The sequence below is a fragment of the Paenibacillus sp. JT22N7 genome, assembly GCF_059383875.1.
In genome coordinates, this window is sequence record NZ_JBXENY010000015.1 from 127,614 (window position 1) to 150,042 (window position 22,429).

At 44.6% G+C, this 22,429-nt stretch carries 20 protein-coding genes; 9 read left to right on the forward strand and 11 right to left on the reverse strand.

What is annotated here, in order from left to right; genetic code table 11:
* Nucleotides 1–13: 13 nt before the first annotated feature.
* Nucleotides 14–2,167: a glycoside hydrolase family 52 protein gene (locus tag AC50Y5_RS30215; protein WP_494865199.1), complete on the reverse strand. Its 2,154-nt coding sequence runs from the start codon at nt 2,165–2,167 to the stop codon at nt 14–16.
* A gap of 196 nt (nt 2,168–2,363) precedes the next feature.
* Between AC50Y5_RS30215 and AC50Y5_RS30220 the strand changes: the two genes are divergently transcribed.
* Nucleotides 2,364–3,284 (forward strand): AraC family transcriptional regulator, encoded by a 921-nt coding sequence (locus AC50Y5_RS30220; protein ID WP_494865228.1) that lies wholly within the window; start codon nt 2,364–2,366, stop codon nt 3,282–3,284.
* Nucleotides 3,285–3,917: 633 nt separating this feature from the next.
* Here the strand turns inward: AC50Y5_RS30220 and AC50Y5_RS30225 are convergent.
* Nucleotides 3,918–4,508, reverse strand: a complete 591-nt coding sequence (locus AC50Y5_RS30225; RefSeq protein ID WP_056038863.1) for a TetR/AcrR family transcriptional regulator — start codon at nt 4,506–4,508, stop codon at nt 3,918–3,920.
* A gap of 158 nt (nt 4,509–4,666) precedes the next feature.
* Between AC50Y5_RS30225 and AC50Y5_RS30230 the strand changes: the two genes are divergently transcribed.
* Genes AC50Y5_RS30230 through AC50Y5_RS30240 form a run of 3 tightly spaced genes read left to right on the forward strand, consistent with a single transcriptional unit; the run spans nt 4,667 to nt 6,041 of the window.
* Nucleotides 4,667–5,311 carry an NAD(P)-dependent oxidoreductase gene (locus AC50Y5_RS30230; RefSeq protein ID WP_494865201.1) on the forward strand — a complete coding sequence of 215 codons (645 nt, stop codon included), beginning with the start codon at nt 4,667–4,669 and terminating at the stop codon, nt 5,309–5,311.
* 17 nt (nt 5,312–5,328) lie between these two features.
* A complete protein-coding gene (locus AC50Y5_RS30235) occupies nt 5,329–5,673 on the forward strand; it encodes a DoxX family protein (protein WP_056038868.1) in 345 nt (114 codons plus the stop codon).
* A 26-nt stretch (nt 5,674–5,699) separates the two neighbouring features.
* Complete coding sequence (locus AC50Y5_RS30240) at nt 5,700–6,041, forward strand: LLM class flavin-dependent oxidoreductase (RefSeq protein ID WP_056038872.1); 342 nt, start codon at nt 5,700–5,702, stop codon at nt 6,039–6,041.
* A gap of 68 nt (nt 6,042–6,109) precedes the next feature.
* Here the strand turns inward: AC50Y5_RS30240 and AC50Y5_RS30245 are convergent, their stop codons facing one another.
* From AC50Y5_RS30245 to AC50Y5_RS30285, 9 genes are all read right to left on the reverse strand, one after another.
* Complete coding sequence (locus tag AC50Y5_RS30245; protein ID WP_494865203.1) at nt 6,110–6,322, reverse strand: hypothetical protein; 213 nt, start codon at nt 6,320–6,322, stop codon at nt 6,110–6,112.
* A 128-nt stretch (nt 6,323–6,450) separates the two neighbouring features.
* Nucleotides 6,451–7,257: an alpha/beta hydrolase gene (locus tag AC50Y5_RS30250; RefSeq protein WP_494865205.1), complete on the reverse strand. Its 807-nt coding sequence runs from the start codon at nt 7,255–7,257 to the stop codon at nt 6,451–6,453.
* 77 nt (nt 7,258–7,334) lie between these two features.
* Complete coding sequence (locus AC50Y5_RS30255; RefSeq protein ID WP_494865207.1) at nt 7,335–8,141, reverse strand: Nif3-like dinuclear metal center hexameric protein; 807 nt, start codon at nt 8,139–8,141, stop codon at nt 7,335–7,337.
* Between the two features lie 39 nt (nt 8,142–8,180).
* The gene (locus AC50Y5_RS30260; RefSeq protein WP_494865209.1) at nt 8,181–9,074 is read right to left on the reverse strand and encodes a carbohydrate ABC transporter permease; all 894 of its coding nucleotides are present in this window, start codon (nt 9,072–9,074) and stop codon (nt 8,181–8,183) included.
* Between the two features lie 12 nt (nt 9,075–9,086).
* Nucleotides 9,087–10,013, reverse strand: coding sequence for an ABC transporter permease (locus AC50Y5_RS30265; protein WP_494865211.1), 927 nt, complete (start codon nt 10,011–10,013; stop codon nt 9,087–9,089).
* 64 nt (nt 10,014–10,077) lie between these two features.
* Nucleotides 10,078–11,610 carry an ABC transporter substrate-binding protein gene (locus AC50Y5_RS30270; RefSeq protein WP_494865213.1) on the reverse strand — a complete coding sequence of 511 codons (1,533 nt, stop codon included), beginning with the start codon at nt 11,608–11,610 and terminating at the stop codon, nt 10,078–10,080.
* A gap of 206 nt (nt 11,611–11,816) precedes the next feature.
* Entirely contained in the window at nt 11,817–13,415 is a 1,599-nt protein-coding gene (locus tag AC50Y5_RS30275; protein WP_494865215.1) for a response regulator transcription factor, read from the reverse strand.
* A 25-nt stretch (nt 13,416–13,440) separates the two neighbouring features.
* The gene (locus tag AC50Y5_RS30280; protein ID WP_494865217.1) at nt 13,441–15,126 is read right to left on the reverse strand and encodes a sensor histidine kinase; all 1,686 of its coding nucleotides are present in this window, start codon (nt 15,124–15,126) and stop codon (nt 13,441–13,443) included.
* Between the two features lie 582 nt (nt 15,127–15,708).
* The gene (locus AC50Y5_RS30285) at nt 15,709–16,515 is read right to left on the reverse strand and encodes a PaaX family transcriptional regulator C-terminal domain-containing protein (protein WP_056038912.1); all 807 of its coding nucleotides are present in this window, start codon (nt 16,513–16,515) and stop codon (nt 15,709–15,711) included.
* 113 nt (nt 16,516–16,628) lie between these two features.
* Between AC50Y5_RS30285 and AC50Y5_RS30290 the strand changes: the two genes are divergently transcribed.
* From AC50Y5_RS30290 to AC50Y5_RS30310, 5 genes are all read left to right on the forward strand, one after another.
* Entirely contained in the window at nt 16,629–17,318 is a 690-nt protein-coding gene (locus tag AC50Y5_RS30290) for a metal-dependent hydrolase (RefSeq protein ID WP_056038915.1), read from the forward strand.
* Nucleotides 17,319–17,346: 28 nt separating this feature from the next.
* Nucleotides 17,347–18,267 carry an AEC family transporter gene (locus tag AC50Y5_RS30295; RefSeq protein WP_056038920.1) on the forward strand — a complete coding sequence of 307 codons (921 nt, stop codon included), beginning with the start codon at nt 17,347–17,349 and terminating at the stop codon, nt 18,265–18,267.
* Between the two features lie 760 nt (nt 18,268–19,027).
* Entirely contained in the window at nt 19,028–20,155 is a 1,128-nt protein-coding gene (locus AC50Y5_RS30300; RefSeq protein WP_494865220.1) for a tyrosine-type recombinase/integrase, read from the forward strand.
* A gap of 196 nt (nt 20,156–20,351) precedes the next feature.
* Entirely contained in the window at nt 20,352–21,227 is an 876-nt protein-coding gene (locus AC50Y5_RS30305; protein WP_494865222.1) for an AraC family transcriptional regulator, read from the forward strand.
* A 33-nt stretch (nt 21,228–21,260) separates the two neighbouring features.
* The gene (locus AC50Y5_RS30310; protein ID WP_056038929.1) at nt 21,261–22,157 is read left to right on the forward strand and encodes an alpha/beta hydrolase family protein; all 897 of its coding nucleotides are present in this window, start codon (nt 21,261–21,263) and stop codon (nt 22,155–22,157) included.
* The last annotated feature ends 272 nt before the right edge of the window (nt 22,158–22,429 follow it).

A 22,429-nucleotide genomic window follows, 5' to 3' on the forward strand; every position in this document is an offset into this window, starting at 1 on the left:
GTTTGAATTTGCCTTAACTGCTTTTGACAAGCGAATAGTCAGCCGACTTCTCATATAGCCACAAAATGGCGGTTACGCCGCGAGGGTAATATATGCTGCCTACAATTTGGCCGGACAACACCTGGTCGCTCCAGCACCAGTAGGAAAGCTCGGGATGCAGCAGCCAAGCGACATGAGCCGAATCGGCAAGCTTTCCGCTCTCCTCCCACGGCATTTTCATAATTTCTCGGGCAATAAATTGGCATAAATAAATTTTGCTTAGCCATGAATTGTTGCTGGTCGAAGATAATTTCCACGCGCCATCCTCAAACAAGCATACGCCAGGCACAAGCACGGTTGTCAGGTGACGGTGAAGACTGCTCAAATAATCGGCAAATCTGCCGTTCGGATCAAGGGCTTCCTTGCAGCCGGTAAATAGCGGGAATACAAGCCCTTCAATCGCAGGAATGATGCGCGAGTCATTGTTTTCTCCAATAATAGCAGGTATATAACCATCCTCTGTCAACGCAGCTGAAATGGACGCCGCACATTTATCTGCTTGACCGCCAGCCTCTGCCGACAATTCTAGCAAGCCTTCGGCTTGGAACAGGCGCTCCAGCGCCACATAAGCGGCCCAGCATTTTCCGGCCATATAAATATTGTTGCGGGACTGGCCCAAGGAGGCATCCAAGCTGTCATAGGTGGAAATTTCAGCGCCTCCCTGCGTACGCGTGCTGTCCAGTGCCATAAGGCCGCTGCGCAGCTCCTTTACAGGATGATCCCGGTTCAGCATGCTTTCAAAGCAGGAGCGAATGACGGGCAGCATGTTGGCTGTAAATTCCGCATCCTTCGTTTGCTCAATATATACAAGCGCCGTACAGAGCCAATTGACCAGCTCTTCATGGGACATATAAGAGAAGCAGTCGTCCAGCCCCGCCAGCTCATAGGCCGAATATTGCGGACGGGAAAAAACATTCGCCACCCCGACATCATGGGTAAATGTTATACCGCCGGGATATAGCTCCTTCCCACCAGGAAACGTAACCTGGTCGTTGTAGCTGTACCTGTCTACGAACAGCTCCAATTCGTTTCTTACCGTCCACGGATTCATAATCAATTCAAAAAACAGCTGATCCACCGTCAAATCCAGCGTATTCATCATCCGATATTCGCCTTCATTGACGATCCATAGCGCTTTGCCATCATGGTCCAGCATTTGGGTGCTTCCGTAATAGCTGTGAATAGCGTGCGAGAGCATAAATTTTTGATCGTTCGAAAGCTTTGAATCATTAATCCATTGATCCGCCTGCTGGCAGGACTCAGCAAGCTCCTGAAAATGCTCCAAGGCGTATGCAGCGACGCTGTCGATATTTTTAAAATAACGGGTATATGCATAAGAGGCTTCGATGCCTGTTGTGACGATGCCATCGCGATAGAAGCAAATTGCAAACTTGTACGTGCGCGTCTCGCCCGGCGGCACCTCCATTAGAATGGCTCCTGTTCCGCCCAAGCCAAAAGCATAGTTATGCTCGTATCGCTCATCCAAAATTTTCTCCATTGTAAATCCCAGCGCACTCTGAACATCGTCCGTATCGCAAGCAATAGCCGTCAAGCGGCCCTGCCCGATGCCTGCAATTTGCCCTCCGCTCGTATCGCCCAGCCTGCGCATCGCACTGTAGGGATCGCTGCCCTCGTAGCCAAAAAAACCTCTTCTAGCCGTGGACCCGTTGCTATTGTCCAGCGTCAATTCGGCAAAAACAGCCGGAACGATCGCCTGCTTCAGCTCCTCTGGGCTCGCTGCTGCCGGATCTGGCACGGAGCGGACAGGCGAATAAATACGCAGCGTTACGTCACCCGCCTGCCACGTATCTGTGCCTGCGCCCAGCGTTCGCAAAATTTGATCGTCGTTAAACGCTTTCAATTTTGCCGTCGCCTGCTGATCCTTATCGCTCGAATCGGCTTTTTCCACATCATATCTGGAGCTGTCGTCGGCAGCCGCTTCAAAAAACGGAAAAGCCTCATAAACGCTGCCAGCTAAAGCCTGCATTCCGATATAAATGTTTTGATCGGCTGGCTTTCCCAGCTCGGAAGCAAGTCCGCCCTTCTTTCCTTTGAAGCCCAAGGTGAAGCTCGAAAAAGCTCCGATTGGCGAGTGCTGCACATTATAAAATTGATTTGGATTAGCCACTGTTGAACCCCTTCCTGACCGTTAATAAAAATAAAAGTTAAGCGTTTGCATGAATTATTTTTATCCTAGCACGTCAGGTTAAGCGGAAGCCATTGTCAAATCGAGCAATTATTTACCCAAATCGGGCTGGGTACGTTATACTCGTAGTTAAGCATAGTGTGAAAATTTGCGAGGAATAGAACGGAGGTGCTGCATGATGGCAGCCACTTTTATACCACCTATACTTGGACAATGCATTAGCGAAGCTATTGTTCCTGATGTCAAAACAACGATCAACCTGTTTGGCATGCATTTGCGCAAAGTGAGCGGACAATGGGATTATCCGGTGCATACCCATCCCCAATATGAGATCAATTACGTGCTCGAGGGCGAGCAATTGTTTATCGTCGATGACCGTCATTATATACAAAAGGCTGGGGCCCTCATGTTTCTTCAGCCAGGAGCCTCTCATGCCAGTAAAAGTGGAAACGGCAAGCCGTTTACTTATTTTTGCCTGCATTTTGATATCGATGACCGCATGTTTTTATCCTTATTAAGTCGCCTCGACTCTGTTCTATTTGACACTGACAGCAATGTTGTCCAGCAATTAAGGCCAGCGCTCAATAAAGTCATCGAAATGTCGAGCCAGCTCGCTGAACATTCCGCTGCCAAGCTTACGGAACGGATGCGCCTCCAATCCGCTGTATTTGAGCTGTTTGGCCAGCTCTGGGAAGCCCTTTCTGCGGAGGCCGACCTCCATTCAGCCGTCTCCTACGAGAAAGTCCAGCTGGCTCATCAAATTCGCGATAAGCTGCAGGGACTCATTTACCAGCAATTCAAGCAGGATGCCGCTCTACTAGACCAGCATTACGGCATTGACGACATTGCAGCCGAACTTGGCATCAGTGTCTCCCACTGCAACCGGGTGTTCCGGCAGGTTTTTGAACTATCGCCGCGCGTGTATCTCTCCAAGGAGATGCTGCATGAGGCGAAGATGCTGCTTAACGATCCCCAGATGTCAATCAGCCAAATTTCCGCGATTCTCGGCTATCGCGATATTTCGCATTTTAGCCGGCAGTTCAAGCGCTGGTATGGTGCTTCGCCGAGTGAGTACCGTCGGGGGAATAAAGAGAGATGAGTTCTGCGAGGATAAGCTTTATATTATGATTATGCTTTGTGTCTAGGGCATCTAGGATGTGTATGCAAACCAAAGTCAGCCTGCTTCTGCTTGCTTAGCGCTTAATCGAGGGCGTCCCCTATGACGAGTTAAGGCTAGGGGATAGCCGCATGGGAGTGTTACTGAGACCAATGTGGCTGAAATCATTGTAGCTGTGATCACTATTGCTGAGACAGCTGTAGCTGAGACCCCGCAGCTCGGGAACGCTCCTGCTTTTTTTGGCGGACTGAGGTTCCGCTATTCTGGCTTTTGATTCGATTTCAGGCCGTAAGCGGACAGGAAATCCGTTATTGCCCTCATTATCCCATCAAAGGGGCTTTTGGCAGTGCATTAGCTGCTCCTGAGTCCGCGAACTGCCCCATAACCAGCGATTCTGTTGAAATAGCGGCTGCTGGGTCCGCCAAGTCCATCATTGTGCAGGGAGTAAGCCGGAGTTAGTTGCAAAACTGCGGCGGGAAGTGTTCCCATGTCCGCCAAGTCTATCTTTTTGCCTTGAGTACCCCCCTGCAACGACGAGCATAAAGCAGCCCTAGGCGAAAAAATCCTAAGCTGCCGCCGTTTTATGGAATGAACTTTATCCATCGAATTTCTGCTCTAACGTACTTCCTCCGCAATAAACAGCTGTAATCCTTGTGAAAGATAAGGGAGCACCAATTGGATATATTCCTCAGCTGGCTTTGCCCCGTTGTATTGCCAGTTAACAGCCGCCCCGTATAGGCTCCAGCTTAACATGACAGCTGCAATTCGAACCGACTCCTCATCCTCTCCGATTCCTGCATTTTGTTTCATTAGCATGTCATAAAAAACTTGTTCAAGTTCTTTCTTAATAATGGCTTCAATGACAGAAGTAAAGGATTCGAAGCTTTTGCGGCATTGGGACGCCAGCGAAGATAGAAACACGGTAAGCGACATAAATACACTGGCAATCGTCTTTTCATTGAGCTGATCATGTATGGAGATTTCTCTCATTACGCTCATCATGAGGCTCTCTTTCAGTGTTTTTTCAAGCAGATCGTACTTATCCATAAAATGGTAGTAAAAGGTGGCACGGTTGACTGTTGCTTCTGTTGTAATATCTTTAATGCTGATATCCTTCAAATCCTTTTTCATCGCGAGAAGAAGAAAGGCATCCATAATTAATTTGCGTGTACGTACAAAACGCGGGTCGAGTCTGTTTTCCGTCATCCCATTCCACCTCTATTTTTTAGACATTTCACTGGATATGTCGTATATCCGATAAAAACGCTATTTTATCGGTTGAACAGCTGCATAGCGCTATTTACAATACAACTATACAACAAGTGTTGTAGAAATAAAAGGTGGATAAGAAATGAGGTGGAACGATGAAAATAACCGTTTTTGGGGCAAGCGGCGCTATTGGGAAGTTGGTCGTACAAGAAGCATTAAAACATGGCGACCAGATAGTAGCTTATGTAAGAAGAGCTGATGCTCTGCCTGACAAGGATCCGAATATACAAGTCATTGTTGGCAGCTTGGATGACCGCGGCAAAATGGAAGAAGCGATTGCGAATTCAGACGCCGTAATCAGCGCGCTGGGGCCAGCCCTCGATAAATCCAGAAAAGTGAAGGATTTGCCGATAGCCCGGGCTCATGAAACCATTATTCAAATCATGCAGGCTTTAAATAAAAAACGTTTCATCACTTTGGCAACGCCTACCGTCAAAGCAAAAGAAGACCGTTCACAAACCGCTACTGTGCTGCCCGGTATAATGGCTAAGCTTCTTTTTCCAACCGGCTATCAGGAAATGAAGCGCATCGAACAGTTGATTCAGCAATCAAGTCTGGAGTGGACCGTCGTACGCATAATTAACCCTAATATTAAACATGACGGCAAGAGCTATGGGATTTCGCTTGGGGATACGAAGGCAGGCATGAATGTGACGCGAGAAAACGTTGCAAAATGCTTATACGATTCCGTTCGAAATACGGCCTATGTCCACAAAATGCCGATCGTTTTTAACCAATAAAGGAGGAAAATACAACAATGACGATGACCATATGGATTATAGAAGGATTATTAGCAGCGATGTTTCTAATGGCAGGATTGGGTAAAACATTCGGTTCTTCGATGCACGTCGAGTCCTTCAGGCGCTGGCGGCTGCCGCAGTGGTTCCGAGTGGTGACAGGACTAGTAGAGCTAGCAGGAGCAGCATTGCTCATTATTGGGTTTTGGAAAAGCGGCTTTGCCATAGCTGGCGCACTCCTTTTGGCTGTTACAGCCCTTGGTGGAATCTTGACTCATCTACGCGTAAAAGACGGCATCAAGGAAACGTCTACGATTGTTATTCTTGGCATTCTGGCCGGCGTATTGCTGTTCCTGCTCTACTAATTAACTTTAAGAAAGGATGCGTTACGATGTTAAATCGGGGTGGAAAACCGTTTGAATTCGGCATTTATTCGCTGGGTGAATTGCTTCCAGATCAGCACGGGCAAACAATCGGAGCGGCCGAGCGGGTGGCAGATATTTTGCAAATGGCCAAAATGGCAGATGAAGCGGGCCTTGACGTATTCGGGGTAGGTGAGCATCACCGGGCGGATTTTGTCACCTCCTCGTATGCATTGATCCTGGCTGCTGCTGCCCGGGAAACAAAGAAAATCAGGCTGACCAGTACACTGTCCGTCATCAGTACCGCTGATCCGGTGCGTGTGTACGAAGATTTTGCGACGCTGGATCTCCTTTCGCAAGGCAGAGTATGAAAGAACGAAACCAGCGCTTTGACGCCCCGAAGGAGTCGCTGCACCAACAGCGTGCGGCCAGCCACATTCTAGGAGTGGGCAGCGCGGAGGAATTGACCGAGAAAATCCTGCACCAACATGAATTGTTCGGCCACAGCCGCTTCATGGCCCAATTCGATATGGGCGGCCAGCCCCTTGCCCGAGTAGAGAAAGCCATTGATCTGCTCGCCAACCGGGTAGCGCCAGCGGTACGAAAAGCTCTGAATCGTGCAACCGCAACTTAAAAGCAGATATTCGCGCATCCTGCTGCAAGTGCAGCAGGTGCTGCTTTTCTTCCATACGGCAGACAACAAAGGAGTTGTCCCGATACTTAATCATTTTTTCGATCATGGGGAACACTAGAGACCGATCTTCATCTTAGGCATGCTGCTCACCCTATTTCTTCATCATCCATTGCCCATAAAATCGCTTCTTCGAGGTAAACATTCCAAAAGTCCCACGTATGGGCACCAGGACTTTCCGTATACGCGATCTCAACATTTTCAGAAACCAGAAAGCTGTGGAATTTCTGATTGACGTCCAATAGAAAATCCTCGGTACCGCAAGCCATATAAATACGAGGAATCTCCTCGTTGCTTCGTTTGAGGTTCAAAATCAGCGCTTCCGGATCTTTATCGCTCCCTTGCAGTTGATTTAAGTCGCCGAACACCCGCGTAAAATAGTTGTAATCAGCAACTCCATCGCGATAATCCTTCGCTGCTCCCGCAATCTTATAGGGTAATATGGCAGAGGAAAAAGCCATGATCTTGCTAAAATTCCCGGCATACTTCAAGCCATTGCGTATCGCACCGTAGCCGCCCATGGATAAACCGCCAATAAAGGTATCCTCTCTTCTTTTCGATAAAGGAAACATTTCTCGCGTAAACGCGACCAGTTCATTGCCGACATATTCCCCAAATAATTCTCCTTTACCCAGATCATCCACATAAAAATGATTTTCTCCGGATGGCATAAACACAGCGATGTTATGTTTATTAGATAGCTCCCTAATTCTGGTATAGCTAATCCAGTCCATGCAGCTGCCCGAATAACCATTTAATAAATAGAGTGCCTTCATCGTTTTTTTCTCCACTGCTGCTTGGCCCGGTATTTCCAGCTTGTCTAATGGAATCAGTGCATTAAAAGTGACTTCTCTTCTCAGACATTTTGAATAAAAATGAACCTGCATCATGGCCATTATCCATGTCCCCTATCTATTTTTTTATCGCAATTACACGTCGTATTCTACGGTAAATCCACTCTCATCGATGTAATTTACAAGTAGATAAAGGGCTCTTCCGCATCGATAAAGGAGACTGGAATACCGTTGACCAAAGGCTGCAGCCATTCAGCCATATGCTTCATGCCGGGCTCCTCGCTTCGTTCATGTCCTACTACCAGCATAGCCTTATTAAGTCCAAGCATCCTGGCATCATTAACGTAGGCACAAAGCGTCCATTCTACAATTTCTCCGCACACCATTACATCAAGATTTTTATCCCGCATGAGCTCTATCGGCAATTGTTCTCTACCAAGTCCCAAGCTGCCACCGCCGACGAGTATGCCAATTCTTGAACAAGGCATTGCTGGATCCCCGACGATTTGGATGACCGACATATTTAGCTTTTGCTTAAAAAATTCAGCCAGTTCTCCGAGCGTTGTCTGGGAGATTTCATACGAATGCGGCTGGTTTTTTTCGATCATTTGCTCCTCCCAACCGATATCCTTCAATAAACCATCGTAGATCCGGTCTGTATGCCCCATGTGCATATGATCATGAAATCTCCAAACCGCGATCTGGTTGTCTTCGATGAGCTTCTTTTTTTCCAAATAAACGGGGTCATGTTCAAGCCATTCTATTTCATCCTTTCCCGTATAGTAGGTTGGCTCGTGGGTAATGATCATGTTAGCGCCATGCGCAATCGCCTTTCTGATCACCTCGACGGTAGCCATAAAGCTCGTGACAATACCTGTCACTTCCATATCAGGATCGCCGCTCATTAATACATCCCCTGATTTTTCTAATTTTCGATCGCCGCAAGTATCGAATATAACCGTGTCAATCACTTCTTGTACCTTCATTTTCTTCTCTCCTTTGACATTCCTTTGAATTCCCTTTAATTATCCTTTTACTGCTCCAATTACGACGCCTTTAGTCAAATACTTCTGAAGGAAGGGAAGGACAACTAAAATCGGTAAAATTCCAATAACGGTCATTGCCATCCGAACTGCCGTGCTAGGAAGCTCTACGGCGCCGACACCAATCATACTGCTCGCCTGATCAGACTTTAAATATTGGATATTATTCATTAGCTGAATCAGAAGATTTTGAACGCCATAATATTGGGGCTTAGTAATATAATACAAGGCATTGATCCAATCATTCCAATACGTTAATGCTGTAAACAAACCGATTGTCACCAGAACTGGAACCGATAGCGGCAGCATAATTCTGTAAAAGGTTTTCAGCTCGGAAGCGCCGTCGATCTGTGCCGATTCGATCAGGTCCACTGGCACATTATTTTTAAAATAATTACGAACCAACAGAACGTTAAAACCGCTTATCAAATAGCTAGGCACGATTAACGCCCACAAGGAATCCTTAATATGAAAAATTTTCGTCCACATCATATAAGTGGGGACTACGCCACCGCTAAACAGCATTGTGAAAAACACAATAAAAGCCAGAACATTATGCAGCTTAAAATCCCTTCGTGCCATCGGGTATGCAAGCATTGCGGTCAGAATCGTGCTGACTGCGGTTCCGACGATCGTAACGAAGAAGGATACACCATAGGCTCTAATAAAAGTTGAAACGGTTGTGTACATGTACACATAGGCATCCAGGCTCCATTTTTCCGGAAAGTAGCTGTACCCGTTTCTGATCAAGGCAGACTCGTCCGTAAAAGAGGCCACGAAAATTAAAATAAAGGGTAAAAAAGCCGCCAAGGTAATCAAAGTCATAACGAGTGCAGAGAAATGGGCAAAGGTCCGTTCTCCTCTTGTTTGTATCAACGTATTTACCCCCTAAAATAAAGCATTATCAGCATTTACTTTTCTGACAATCGCATTCACAATCAACACAAGAATGAAACCAACTAACGATTGATAAAGACCGGCTGCTGCGGACATCCCAATATCATTTAACTGAATCAGCGCTCGGTACACATACGTATCGATGGTTTGTGTGGTACTGTACAAGGCACCGGCATTCATCGGCACTTGATAGAACAAGCCAAAATCGGAATTGAAGATTCTCCCTACCGAAAGAAGTCCTAATATAATAATCGTCGGTTTGAGCAAAGGCAGCGTTATATTGAAAATTTGCTTCAGCTTGCCTGCGCCATCAATCTTCGCCGCTTCGTAAATGCTCTTATCGATACCAGCGATAAATGCAAAATAAACGATTGACCCATAGCCGGCGGTTTTCCATAACTGGATGATGACTAATATATAAGGCCAATATTTAGCCTCCGAATACCAGCTGATTTCAGGAAGCCCCAACGGTCGCAAAATGGAAAGATTAATAAATCCGCTATCCGAATTAAGATAAGCAAATACGAGGTATGACAGCACCACCATGGAAATCAGATTCGGAAGTACTAGGCCGGATTGAAAAAACTTCGAGTATACCTTCGTTAACAGCTCTGACATTAGAACAGCGATAAAAACCGAACAGATCGTGCCTAAAACAATAAACGCTAAGTTATATAAAATCGTATTTCTTGTCATGATGAAGGCATCGCTTGTATTGAAGAGAAATTTAAAGTTAGCAAGTCCAACCCAATCGCTGCCGAATATTCCTTTCGTAAAATCCACTTCTTTGAACCCAATAAAGACGCCGAGCATGGGAATATAATTATTAATGAGCAAATAAAGCAGACCTGGAGCCGCAAGCAGAAGTAGCGGCATCATCTTCTTTAATTCCCGGCGTTTTGCAATCGCAGCGTTCATCAACATTTCTCCTTTCGTACAAAGTGGAGCTTGCACCAAGCCCCACTTCGCACCTCTCACTTATTTATAGCTTCTTCTTCGCCAGCCAAGCGTCAAGCTGCTCCTGCTTCGCTTGGATAATCGCTTCGGCGCCAGCATCGTTCAACGCTTCCACGAGCTTGGGTATCGTCGTTTCGGGGTCCAAGGAGCCGGTAACCAGTCCAGGAAGATATTGATTGACGACATTGTTGACCGAGCTCATTTGCGTTTTCACACTGTTTTGGTCGAAAATAAAGCCAAAATAAGGAGAGCGTTCCGTCTCTTTATTTTCTTTCAGCTTCAGCTCAATATCTGACCAATCTGCACCCTCAAGTTGATACTGAAGAGACTCCGAACCAACAATTCCGGAACTCAAATGCGCGGTGTAAGCAACCGTCGAAGCATTTTTGCCCTCAGGGAACTTGACATGATGCTCATCGACCTTCACATAATCCTCGCCTTCGATTCCGTACAACAGCGTGTTCATAACTTCAGCGTCCGTATATAACAAGTTTAAAAACTTCATGGAAGCCTCTGAAGCTTTACTCCTGCTTGAGATCATCCATACAACCGCATTGACTGCAATCGTATCGAAATAGAACGGTGCAATGCGTTTCGTCTCTAGATTCTTGCCAGTTTGGGCGCTAAGCGCTTGGGCAACAGCCATACCGCCATATCCACCCATATAGGCGAATCCGCGTCCGGAGGCAATCATTTCAGAAAATGGACTGGAGGCTGTTGCCGCATCTTTCTGCAAGTACCCTTTGTTGTACCATTCTCTCATCATCGCAGCACCAGCTTTAAATTCATCCGTGTCATAAAAATTCCGTACTTTGCCGTCATCTCCGATGACGACTCCGACACCCGTGCTGTCTGTCAGAAAGTCGACTTTATTTAATCCTCTTAACAGCCTCACCAGCCCCGTATCACTCGGGCTGACATTGATGGGTCCGAAAGGAACGACATCTGGATTCTTTTCTTTCAAGGCATCAAATATCGCCGGCAGGTCATCTATCGAATCCATATCATCAGCGGACTTTCCCATTTCCGACATCATGTCGGCGTTGTAGACCAGATTGGTTGGAAGCGCCATCCCTTTATTCGCGGGAATCCCGTAAATTTGACCATCAATCGTAGTCGCTTCAAGAAGATCGTCACCGAAGTCCTTATCCAAAATCCCTTTCATGTCTTTCCCATATTGCAAGAGAAGATCATTCATTGGATAAAGCTGTTTTTTCGATGCGAAATTCGCGAACTGCTCAAAGCCTGTAAAGATGTCCAATTGCTCACCGCTTTGCAGCGCCAGGTTGACTTTCTGGCTGTAATCAGCTGGACCGTAAATTTTCAGCTCCACCTCAACATTTATCTTTTCCCTTGTAATCTTATTAATAGCTTCCGTTACGCGGCTAAGATCGTCAGGTATTCGATTAAATGACGGGAGTGCAAATACAACTTTTTCAACCTTTCCCGCAGCCTCTTTAGACGTTTCGTTTGCGGATTCTGTGCCGCATGCGGTTAACGACGAACCGATTAAGGTTACAGACAAAAGCAGTGCAGTGATTCCCCTTTTTGTGCTCATTTGTTCTGCCTCCATTCGAATAATGAATCTCCTTCATCTTACCTTCAATCCACTTTCAACACTTTAATAAATCCGTGCTCTTTTTTAAAAAATAAGTACTCTGCTTAGTAAATGAATCCCACTCTGTCTTCTTTACTTGATAAAAAAACAGCAACTCCGCCACCTCTTTTGGGTAACATAGTTGCCGTTGATTATTTTTTAGGGCTTTATATCTTCAGAACGTTATATTTGACACGAAACGCATTTGGAGTTTCGCCTGTGACTTTTTTAAATACGGTGGAGAAATATGAAATGCTGTCAAATCCCGTTTGGGTTGCAATGTGGCTAATGCTTTCCTTACTGTGGATAAGCATTTCTTGCGCAACCTTCACCCGATACTCATTCAAATACTCCTTGACCGACAAACCTGTTTCCAGTTTAAAGCGCTTAGCTAAATAGTCCGGCGTTAAAAACACGACTGCCGCTATATCTTCCCGATTTAAATCCTGATTGTAATGCTCATGGATGAATCTTTTTGCCTTTTCAACAACACCTTCCGAGGCGATGACCATCTTTAGAAAATCGATCGTTGTATTCGTTACATAATTTGCCCATTTCATGAATTCAAATACACTGGCATTCGAGCTTTGGGCTAATTGCTGAGCTACCTCATCCGAAAATAATTTATGAGCCTGGATATTGTTTTTATACAATAAGGCATAGACAACCTGTACGAAATCCTGGTGTATGGCACGTATTGTGATCACATCCAGTTTATTCAGGGCCGCAAGCGACTCTAATTCCTTTTTCAACAAATGAACGATCTTCACTCTTTCTCCTTGAATCAACAACGTATTCATTAGAGCAACATCGAGCGAATAAGGTTCAGAATGGGCATTAACAAAATGCTCCTTGCCATCATGCACTTTACCCTTATAAATGATGTTCTTTTTATCCATTTCCTCTAGCCTTATTTTAGCTTCGGCTATTTGGTAAATGGCATTCCCTTCTGCGAGATAGGAAGTAGCCGTGCAGCGGAACAGCTTTCTGCATTGTTTAATGAGTTTATTGCATTTATCCTTTACTACATCAATGGATTCCGCCCCAGGTATAATTAAAGCGCTGTAAAAAACATCCTCCATTTTGTAAGTCACGATTTGTGAATGATCGGTCGTACCAAACCACATTTCCGAACACAAGTTATGAAAGGCGTATTTGAACGTATTATCGCTCCAATCGATCTCCATATCCGTTTTACTGACGCAAGTAATCGCGAGAAGATAGCGTTCCTCCAAATGGATGTCCAAATCTCTTTTCCGCATTTCGGACTGAATGACATCGAGTCGAGGAGGTATCGTCGCAAACATAATGTCTCTCCAGAAGCCCTGCTCAACGAGATCGCGGTTTTTCAACCATGCCTGCCCGTACCTGCTGTATTCATTTAGTTCCCTTCTTTGCTTGATGACATCTATCGCCTTTATTAGCGACGTCTCAAGCTTATCTTTATCAAAGGGCTTAATGACATAAGCATCCGCATTAAACGAAATGGCGGTGGAGGCAAAATCAAAGCTCTCGTGACAGGTAAAGAAAATAAAGGCGCAGTCGTATTTTTGTTCTCTTACCCATTTGATCATATCGAGTCCGGTACCCTTTGGCATTTCAATATCGCATATGATGATGTCAGGAATGCTTTGTTCGAATAGCAGCTTCGCATCGGATATATTGTGTGCCGTCATGATTTTGGAAATACCGAATACATCCCAGTCTACGAAATCGTGCAAAACGTTTACGGTAGGGATATCATCGTCAATTAATAAGCATTGCATCTGTTTCATCCCCTTTGTGTGGAGTTTACTCTTCGTTGTCCATAGGAATCATTATTTCTACTCTGGCGCCGGATGGCTGTATATTGGATAGCTTTAACAGCCTGTCCCGCTTGTATAAAAGCTTTAATGTTCTTTGGATGTTGCTGATCCCCACTTTTTCCCCCGTACCGCTTTGCTGCAGATCTGAAAAATTCACTTCTTCCATCATTTCTTCGGGGAAACCCTCTCCATTATCTTCTATTACTACCCGAAGGAAAGATTGGCCATTTGTGAGAACGCTATCGACTTTAATAAAAATAGACAGCATTTCTTTAGGTGCTAAAGCATGCTTAAACGTGTTCTCAACAAAGGTTTGAATCAAATATTGCGGCAGCGGATAAGATTGCAATTCCCGATCGATGTCCGCCATGTGGAACACTTGATTCGGATATCTAATTTCTTGCATCTGGATGTAATTTTCGACATGCTTCATTTCTTCTTGAATTTGAACTTGAACCAAACCGCCTCTAAACATGTATCGTAAATGCTCGGATAAATGGCTGATTAACAGACGTATCTCCTCATTTTTATTATGGTAGGTGAGGCTAGAAATGGTCGTTATCGCATTTAAGAAAAAATGGGGCCTTATTTGCATTTGCAAATATTTTAATTCCGTTTTGTTCCGCTCAAGCTTCTCTTCATAGGTGTTGATTTTCAACGTTTTAATTTCGCGTATCATCGAGGAAAAGGAATTGGACAACCGTGCAAACTCGATTGAGGAGGCTTTATTGGAAAATGAATAGTCCCAGTTGCCTTTTTCAACTTCTTTTGCGCCTTTTACAAGCTCTAATATGGGTTGAATCAAATCCTTTGCAAAAAATCTGAAGATAATCGGAGTGATGACGACCGCAGCTATACTTAAAAAAATAATAAGCCATTGAATCAATTCCAAGCCCAAGAAGACATTTCGACTTGCGACAACGTTCGTTAATCTTCCGAATTCAGGAATCTGCTCGGTAACGAAAAAATGCTTGGAGGTATAAATATGGTATTGTTTCTCCTTAGTAAGATCGACTGGATTTGTTGTAGAAAGCATACGGTCCGACTTATCGGTTAGGTAAAATAAGTTTTGTTCATTTGCATTTTTCTTTATGGCAGACATTAGCGTATCCGTCTTTATGACCGCTCCAAAGATCACATTCGAATAAGTAATCGATTTCAATAAATAAGCAACGCCGTTCACTTCGACAGGCATCCACTCTGCCGCACCCGCCACTTTCCCAGCTTCAAAATCATATTCCTTTAGAAAGTCAGTCAAAAACAAGCCTTCCTTCGAATACATTCGATTACTAAAGGAGGCTAATAAAAAGTCCTCATTGGGAACGGAAATAAATAATCCGTCACTTCCGCTCGTATTAGACGCCTTCGATGCCAAAATCTCCTGCAGTCTGATGGCTTCAAAATACTTCTGGCTCTCATCCTTTGTTCCAAACGTACTAAGGCTATTAATCTGTGTATCGAACACCTCTAACAAATCCCTGGATGTATTATTTAAGCTATTTTGAATACTGTTAATATAAATCGCCAATGTGTTCTTGGAGCTTGCAAGCTGATTTTTTCGCACGACTTCCAACGAATAAAAATTACTCAAGATCAGTGTGGCTAACAGGATCGCCAGCATCACCGTCATTTGCACAGTAATTTTTCTAATCATACTATGCTGCTTCAACATCTTGCTCCACCGCCCAAATGATCTTATGCGTTTTGCCTACGATTGATTATATACATTATTTCTAGTCGAGCCTACAACAATTCGTCTCGAACAATTTTTATTGAATTCTCGTTACTTTTAGTATAAAAACAGAAGCTTTTCCAATGTCCACTATAAGAAGCGTAATTCAGGTTTTATACGGTTTTTAATTAGGATGAAAGCCAGCAATAAGCATTAGACTCTCATAAACAAAAACGCAGCGGCAGATTATGACATATAATCCTTCTTTAGCGGGTTTTCCCTCATACAAAAGATACCTTAGCTTTGTTCATACAAGCTGAGGTATCTAACCGATGAACGCGAAAAATAAAGGCTTAGACTGGACTCGTTGATTTTATGCGATTTTAGGTATAGAGAATCATCAGCTTTCAAGAAATAAGTGTTAGACTAACCCTCCGTAATAATGAAAGGCAGTCTGTAGACTTGGAAAATAAAGTCGTAGACTGCCTCTTATCATTGAGCTATCGTATCCCGTTGAATGCTCTCTTAAAAATCACTTTATTTTTTGCCACCTTAGCTATTCCATGTGCAAGAAGCGAATCCTTATAGAAACGGGGCAACGAACGATCTATACGGGGATAGCATAGGTATGGCATTCGCCAGCTGTCGCAGACATTGCTGCATTTCTTGGAAGCAGGCTCTTCCCAGCCAATTCTTACCCAACAGCTCCTCCGGTAACATTGGGTCGTTGAGACTTAAATCCGCTAACAATTCGCCCAATTCCAGAAATCGGACAAACAAGGCAAGACCGTCAGAAGGTTCTCGTAACAATGGATCAATTTCCGAAGCAAAATCGGAACGAAACCATTTGATTTTCGCTCTATAAACTTCATTTAAATCATCCAAAGGCCAAAGCCGCTTCACTAGAGCCAGTGGCTGCTCTTGTGAGACGAAAGATCCTTTCAGTAAGGTCAAACGACCCTCTAAGTCATATTGTTTGGCGAAACGAAGCACTTCTTCAACATAATCCCATGGGGTAATATATACGCTTTTGTACAACGCTCCGAATCCAAGCTGCAGCAGGTCGCTACGCAAAGAGTCCCGCTTTTTTCGTTCTGATTCAGGCACCTCAAACATGACCGTTAACCATTTACCGTCCCAAGGCTTTTCAAGCAGTAGCGGTTTTTGATTTATCGTCGTGATAAAGTCCAGACCCTGCCTCGTAATTTCGTATTTCGAACGTTCCTTCGAACATAGGTATCCTTCCTTTTTCATGTGAAGAAGTGCATTCCGAACGACTTGGTGGTCGATTCCTCGCGCTTCATAAATTTCGACAAGCCGTTTAACTTCGACACCTTCCGTCTTGGTCGAGGAGATCAGGAATAGAATTTGTTTTTCCAGCGATAACAAGGTAGAAACCTCCCAGAAAAATAAATGTGAATGTATTGACATTCCACTAAAACAATTATAACATAAAAATCAACGAACGAAGTTATTTTTGTTATAAAAAGAGGAGGGTACGTATGCAAATCTTATTCCATGGACATTCTTGCATCCAATTAACTAGCAGTTCTCATTCTATTCTCATCGACCCTTACATTGACGCCAATCCCGCAGCAGTCGTGAAAGCCAATGACATTCTCGCACATTATATTTTGCTGACGCATGGTCATGACGATCATATCACCGATGCGGTATCCATTGCAAAACGAAATAATGCTCCGATCATCGCTGTAGAAGAACTGGCGGAATACTTGGCTTCGCAAGGAGCAAAAACTGAGCCAATGCATGTAGGCGGCGAGTGGTCTTTCGATTTCGGTAACGTCCATCTTACTCAAGCCATTCATACCTCATCCGTACGGGCTGTTGACGGACAACGGCTATATGCGGGCGTCCCTGTAGGCTACGTAATCGAGATGGAAGGCAAGATTATCTATCACGCCGGAGATTCGGGATTGTTCGGCGATATGAAATGGATCGGCCAAAGATTCGATATCGATATCGCGTTCCTTCCCATCGGTGGCCGATTTACAATGGGACCTTCCGATGCGCTGGTGGCTGCGGAGTGGATTCAGGCTCGACATGTCGTTCCTATTCATTACGGAACGTTTCCTCTTATACAGCAGGACGGAGGAAGCTTTATTGAAAGTTTGTCCCGCAAAGGAATTTCAGGTACGGCCATGGTACCTGGCGAGATGATAGAGGTCAACTGAGAGAATATCCCCGAATGGAGTGGTAACAATGCCCATCCTTTATACGTTCTATCACATTATGCTTCCTATCCTGATACCAATTGGAATTGGAGCCATTCTTCATCGGCGTTTCAAGTTCGACTTGAATAGTTTTTCAAAGCTCATTATAAATTACTATGTACCTGCTTTAGCCTTCGTTAAAATATACGAAGCGGAATTGTCAACCAAACTAATCGCGTCCGTTTTCGGATTTTTGATGATCCAATTCATAGTTATTGTCATAATCGGATATGCGATTAGCCGGATCATGGGCTATTCCAGGCCGCTAGCCGCAAGCTTTTCCAACAGCGTCTCCTTAACAAACAATGGCAACGTAGGAATACCGATTAACGCATTAGCCTTCAAGCAAGATGCCTTGGCCATGTCGATTCAAGTCATCGTGGTCGTCTTTGAGCTCTTCGTTACGTTTACGTTCGGACTTCTTAACGCAAGCAAAACGGTCTCGGGATTAAAAGGATCGCTATTACAGTTTGCCAAAATGCCGGTTCTATACTCGATTGCAGCCGGTACGATATTGCGGTTCTGTCAAATACAAATCCCTGATCCGATTCTTCTTCCGTTGGATCAAATATCAACAGGAATGTTCGCTTTCGCGCTCGTCTCGATCGGAGCCCAGATCGCTTCTTCAAAGTTGCAGCAGCATACTTCGGCCGTTCTGCTCAGCAGCATCGTGCGACTGATCATATCGCCAATCTGTGCCTATGGGTTAATCCTGCTGCTGCACCTTGACGGCATTACCGCACAAGCCTTGTTTATTGCCAGCGCCATCCCGACATCACGCAATAGTGCTGCTCTCGCTCTCGAATATGGCAACGAGCCAGGTTTCGCAGCACAAGCGGTTCTTGTGTCAATGCTTCTAAGTAGCATTACGCTGACCGTTGTCGTAAATCTTGCGATGGTAATATTCTAAAAAAACCGGCAACTCGTTTGCGCTGTGACAAGTCGATCACGTTCAAAACAGAGCCTCGATTCAAAAAGGACCGAGGTTCCACATCTTGTAATATTCGCTTTCCCGTCAAGGCAAGTCCGAATCTTAATCGAATGCCTGACGAAGTTTTACTGCCGTTATGTCGTATTCAGCCAACGTTACTCGTTACTTCAAAGGATCTTGGTAATTCGGGGTATGCGGCAGTAAAAGCAACACCAGCATATCTTGAAGTTGCAGTTCCCTAGAGTCCTCAACAAACTTCTTACCCAGTGCATTACAAATTTAAGTTTGCGTTCCAAACATTGAAATTAGAATCACTAAGCAAATGATAACCCTAATGAGCTCTCTACCTTCCTTTACCTAAAATCACCAATCAGAACTCAAACTGTCACGGAAAGGAAGGTGTGATTCATAACGTAAACTGTCCTTAGCATAACACCGGTGCCGGTCTAATACTTTATTTTCTTAGTCTACAACTTTATTTTCCGAGTCTAACACTTTATTTTTCATTAATTAGACTATTATAAATAGTGGATACTATGTTCAATTTATGAGCATATATCCACTATATTTATATATGATAGATTCATTATTTAGACATCGAAGTTACTGTTTACAATGTATATAATGTAAGGATTAAATGCAACATATGATTCTATTTGTGGAGGGCGTAGCCCATAGCGGGAGGCGTAGAGTGGTTAAAAACCGAGCGTAATCAATTAATGTTGGAAGGTGAAAGTCGATGCGAGTACAAGAAGTTATCCTAATGGATAACAACAAACGTTACGTGTTGATAGATGGAAATGGTTTACCTGTGATCCCTGTTTTGAAATACCTAAAATACTTAGACAATACGGGAAAAAGTAGAAATACGCAGAAAACGTATTGTTATGCGTTAAAGCAGTATTTTGCGTACTTAAAAGAGACGAATAAAGATCACAATAATATTCGATTAGAAGACTTGGTGGAATTCGTTGGTTGGTTGCGCAGCCCTTTTGAAAGCAACAAGATAACTCCACTTAAACCGATTCAAACAAAGAGGACAGAAAAGACCATTAATCTAACAGTAACAGCTGTTACAAACTTTTATGATTACTTGTATAGAAATGAAGAGCTTCCCGATGATATGTCCGAGAAGTTAATGCGACAGGTATTTACTGGAGGAAGATCACGATATAAAAGCTTTCTGCATCACGTCCATAAGGACAAGCCGTCTATAAGAAATATATTAAAAATTAAAGAGCCACGCAAAAATGTTGAGACACTTTCAAAAGAACAAGTGCAGCAAGTGCTAAACGCAACAACAAACATCAGAGATCAGTTTCTCATCCAAGTGTTATTTGAAACAGGTTTGCGAATTGGTGAAGTCCTCTCACTCTATTTGGAAGATTTTAAGTTTGATTACAGAGGCCATCGGATTTTTCTAAAAGATCGAGGGGAATTAGAAAACGGAGCCATGCTCAAAACAGGTGAGCGCGGAATATATGTGTCCCAAGCGTTAATGGACTTGTTTGATGACTACTTATATGAAGTCCTTGATGAGTTGGACTTTCGTTCCAATTTCGTTTTTGTAATTCTTCGAGGTGAAAATAAAGGTAAGCCCCTGACACTTACCGCTGTAGAAGCTCTTTTTAAGCGTTTAAGGGAGAAAACGGGAATTCGCAAACTTCACCCCCACCTTTTTAGACACACACACGCTACGATGTATTACCAAGAAACCAAAGACATAAAGCAAGTGCAGGAACGTTTAGGGCATTCGCAGATTCAGACCACGATGAATCTATACCTACATCTTTCAGAAGATGACATTCGTAAGGATTGGGAGAAAGCACAGACAGCATTTCAGATCAATATAAAGGATTCAAGGTGATTGAATATGAAAAAAACTATTCTACGTACATACCGTGAGGAATTGAGCTTTCATGAGAGATTAGAGCAAGAGCTTTCTGCTTATCCTGAGAAGACCATTTATATTGAACGGTAAGAAAAGTAACATTCCGCAAAAAATATCAAAACCGAGCGTTTCATCTGTCGTACAGTGATAATATCTCTATGGAGGCATTAATGTGAACTATAAAGATTCGGTAATCAAGGCCATTTCCTATATTGAAAATCATCTGATCGATGAGAGTTTAAGCGCCAAGGTTTCAGAAGCTGCCGGCTATTCGCCTTACCATTTTCACAGGATCTTCCTATCAGTTACCCGATCCTCCGTCTCAGAGTACATACGCAAGCGGAGATTGACGCACGCGGCATACGATTTATTTCATACCAACCAAAGGATCATAGATATTGCCATCCAGTACCGATTCGAGTCCCAGGAATCCTTCGCCCGAGCCTTTCGGAAAATGTTCTCCATCTCGCCAGGACAATTTCGCAAGCAAAGGGACATGAAGGACACGTTGTTCCGGGCCATGGAGAAGCTTCCTTTGGATGAAGTAGGGCTGCAACATTTGCATAAGGGCTTTTCCCTCGTGCCAGCTTTTGTCTGCCTGAACAATCTGCATTTGGTCGGCATGTCGATACCGGGTGTCAATTCGGACAAGGTCGGAATGCTATGGCGGAGCTTTAGGCAGCGTGTGTTTGAAATTAAGCGAAAACCGGATACGGAAGACATATTTTATGCGGTCATTGAACTTACGGGCGAGCAATGGGAAGTCACTTATACCGCTTGTGTCGAGGCGACCAGCGAGGAGAGTACGGTTCTCTTGGGAATGGTCGCTAAGCTGCTACCAGCGGCAACTTATGCGGTTTTTACTCATAAGGGGACATTAGCGAGACTCAACGATACGTTCCAATACATTTACGAAACGTGGTTACCCCAGTCAGGCAGCGTTCGTACGAATGCCCCGGAGTTCGCGCGTTACGACCAACGATATCTAGGACCGACGAACGAGGATTCGGTATTGGACATATATATTCCCGTTAGCTCGCCATCTTAGGAGCGTATCTCTCAAGGAGAGGAAGAAATCAAGATGAACAAAAAAGCAGAAATTAATGAAGGATACGCAGGATGCTGCGAGGTACAAATTACAGAAAACTCATTGAGGGTGACCTTTCCTATGATCGTGATGTATCCGACAGACGCACCGGAACAGGCTGATCGTCTAGGGCCGTACTCGTTGGAAGTGGCCAGAGACGCAGCGCCGAGGGAGGGAAAGTTTAGGTTGGTCCTCATTTCACACGGTACAGGCGGTTCGCCGCTTGTGTACTGGTCGCTTGCTCGGCATTTGGCACGCAGCGGCTTTATCGTTGGCCTGCCCGAACATCCGCACAATAACCGCAACGATAATAGTTTGGAAGGTACGGTCCAAAACCTCACCTATCGACCCCAGCACCTTCGCATGGCAGCCGACTGGTTTTTTGAAGATGAGAGGTTTAAGGGGCTTATCCAGCCGGGAAGCCTCTCGGTCATCGGGCATTCCATGGGCGGCTACACCGCGCTGGCAGCAGCTGGCGGCGTCCCGACCTCCTTCCCTAATGAGAGCCCCAATGGGAAGCCGCAGCAAATCGATGTCCTTCGCGATTCGCGAATCCAGTCCCTGATTTTGCTGGCCCCGGCGTCCGTTTGGTTCCGGAATGAGGGGGCATTAAGCGACGTTCGTCTCCCCATTCTCATGCTGGACGCGGAGCGAGACCCGTACACACCTCCATTTCACGCACAGATCATCTTGAAAGGTGTTGCCGAACCACGGATGATTCGCTATCGGACGGTGGAGAATGCCGGACACTTTTCCTTCCTGAGTCCTTTCCCAGCTGCGATGATTTCACCCGCCTTTCCCCCCTCACAGGACCCACCTGGCTTTGATCGCGTGCAATTTCACGAAACGCTGAAGACTGAGGTAGTAAAGTTTCTGTTGACTTATGATTAGGAAACGAAATGTATCGCAAGCGTATAAGTGTGCACTACCCATCGGGAGGGAAATATGATGTTTAATAAAAACGGGGATTTTTTTGACAGTACTGGCAAGTGGGGCTACATATTTCATTGGAAGCCGTTCGACAAAGGTAGATTCGGTGGGGTATTAAGCTAAAACCAGCTAATATCTTGTCAACATTTTTCTCTTAAATTTATTTGGCGTTGGCAGTATACTAAAAATAGGCGTGCTAAAGAACCTTCTCTGCAGTTGCTGGAAGGTTTTTC

Bases quoted from the DNA above. Each gene is read 5' to 3' on its own strand.
- AC50Y5_RS30295 (WP_056038920.1), top strand. From the start codon at position 17,347: ATGCCCATCCTTTATACGTTCTATCACATTATGCTTCCTATCCTGATA.
- AC50Y5_RS30280 (WP_494865217.1), bottom strand. From the start codon at position 15,126: ATGTTGAAGCAGCATAGTATGATTAGAAAAATTACTGTGCAAATGACG.
- AC50Y5_RS30230 (WP_494865201.1), top strand. From the start codon at position 4,667: ATGAAAATAACCGTTTTTGGGGCAAGCGGCGCTATTGGGAAGTTGGTC.
- AC50Y5_RS30245 (WP_494865203.1), bottom strand. From the start codon at position 6,322: ATGCGCGAATATCTGCTTTTAAGTTGCGGTTGCACGATTCAGAGCTTT.
- AC50Y5_RS30255 (WP_494865207.1), bottom strand. From the start codon at position 8,141: ATGAAGGTACAAGAAGTGATTGACACGGTTATATTCGATACTTGCGGC.
- AC50Y5_RS30270 (WP_494865213.1), bottom strand. From the start codon at position 11,610: ATGAGCACAAAAAGGGGAATCACTGCACTGCTTTTGTCTGTAACCTTA.
- AC50Y5_RS30240 (WP_056038872.1), top strand. From the start codon at position 5,700: ATGTTAAATCGGGGTGGAAAACCGTTTGAATTCGGCATTTATTCGCTG.
- AC50Y5_RS30275 (WP_494865215.1), bottom strand. From the start codon at position 13,415: ATGCAATGCTTATTAATTGACGATGATATCCCTACCGTAAACGTTTTG.
- AC50Y5_RS30265 (WP_494865211.1), bottom strand. From the start codon at position 10,013: ATGAACGCTGCGATTGCAAAACGCCGGGAATTAAAGAAGATGATGCCG.
- AC50Y5_RS30225 (WP_056038863.1), bottom strand. From the start codon at position 4,508: ATGACGGAAAACAGACTCGACCCGCGTTTTGTACGTACACGCAAATTA.
- AC50Y5_RS30220 (WP_494865228.1), top strand. From the start codon at position 2,364: ATGGCAGCCACTTTTATACCACCTATACTTGGACAATGCATTAGCGAA.
- AC50Y5_RS30250 (WP_494865205.1), bottom strand. From the start codon at position 7,257: ATGGCCATGATGCAGGTTCATTTTTATTCAAAATGTCTGAGAAGAGAA.
- AC50Y5_RS30300 (WP_494865220.1), top strand. From the start codon at position 19,028: ATGCGAGTACAAGAAGTTATCCTAATGGATAACAACAAACGTTACGTG.
- AC50Y5_RS30290 (WP_056038915.1), top strand. From the start codon at position 16,629: ATGCAAATCTTATTCCATGGACATTCTTGCATCCAATTAACTAGCAGT.
- AC50Y5_RS30310 (WP_056038929.1), top strand. From the start codon at position 21,261: ATGAACAAAAAAGCAGAAATTAATGAAGGATACGCAGGATGCTGCGAG.
- AC50Y5_RS30235 (WP_056038868.1), top strand. From the start codon at position 5,329: ATGACGATGACCATATGGATTATAGAAGGATTATTAGCAGCGATGTTT.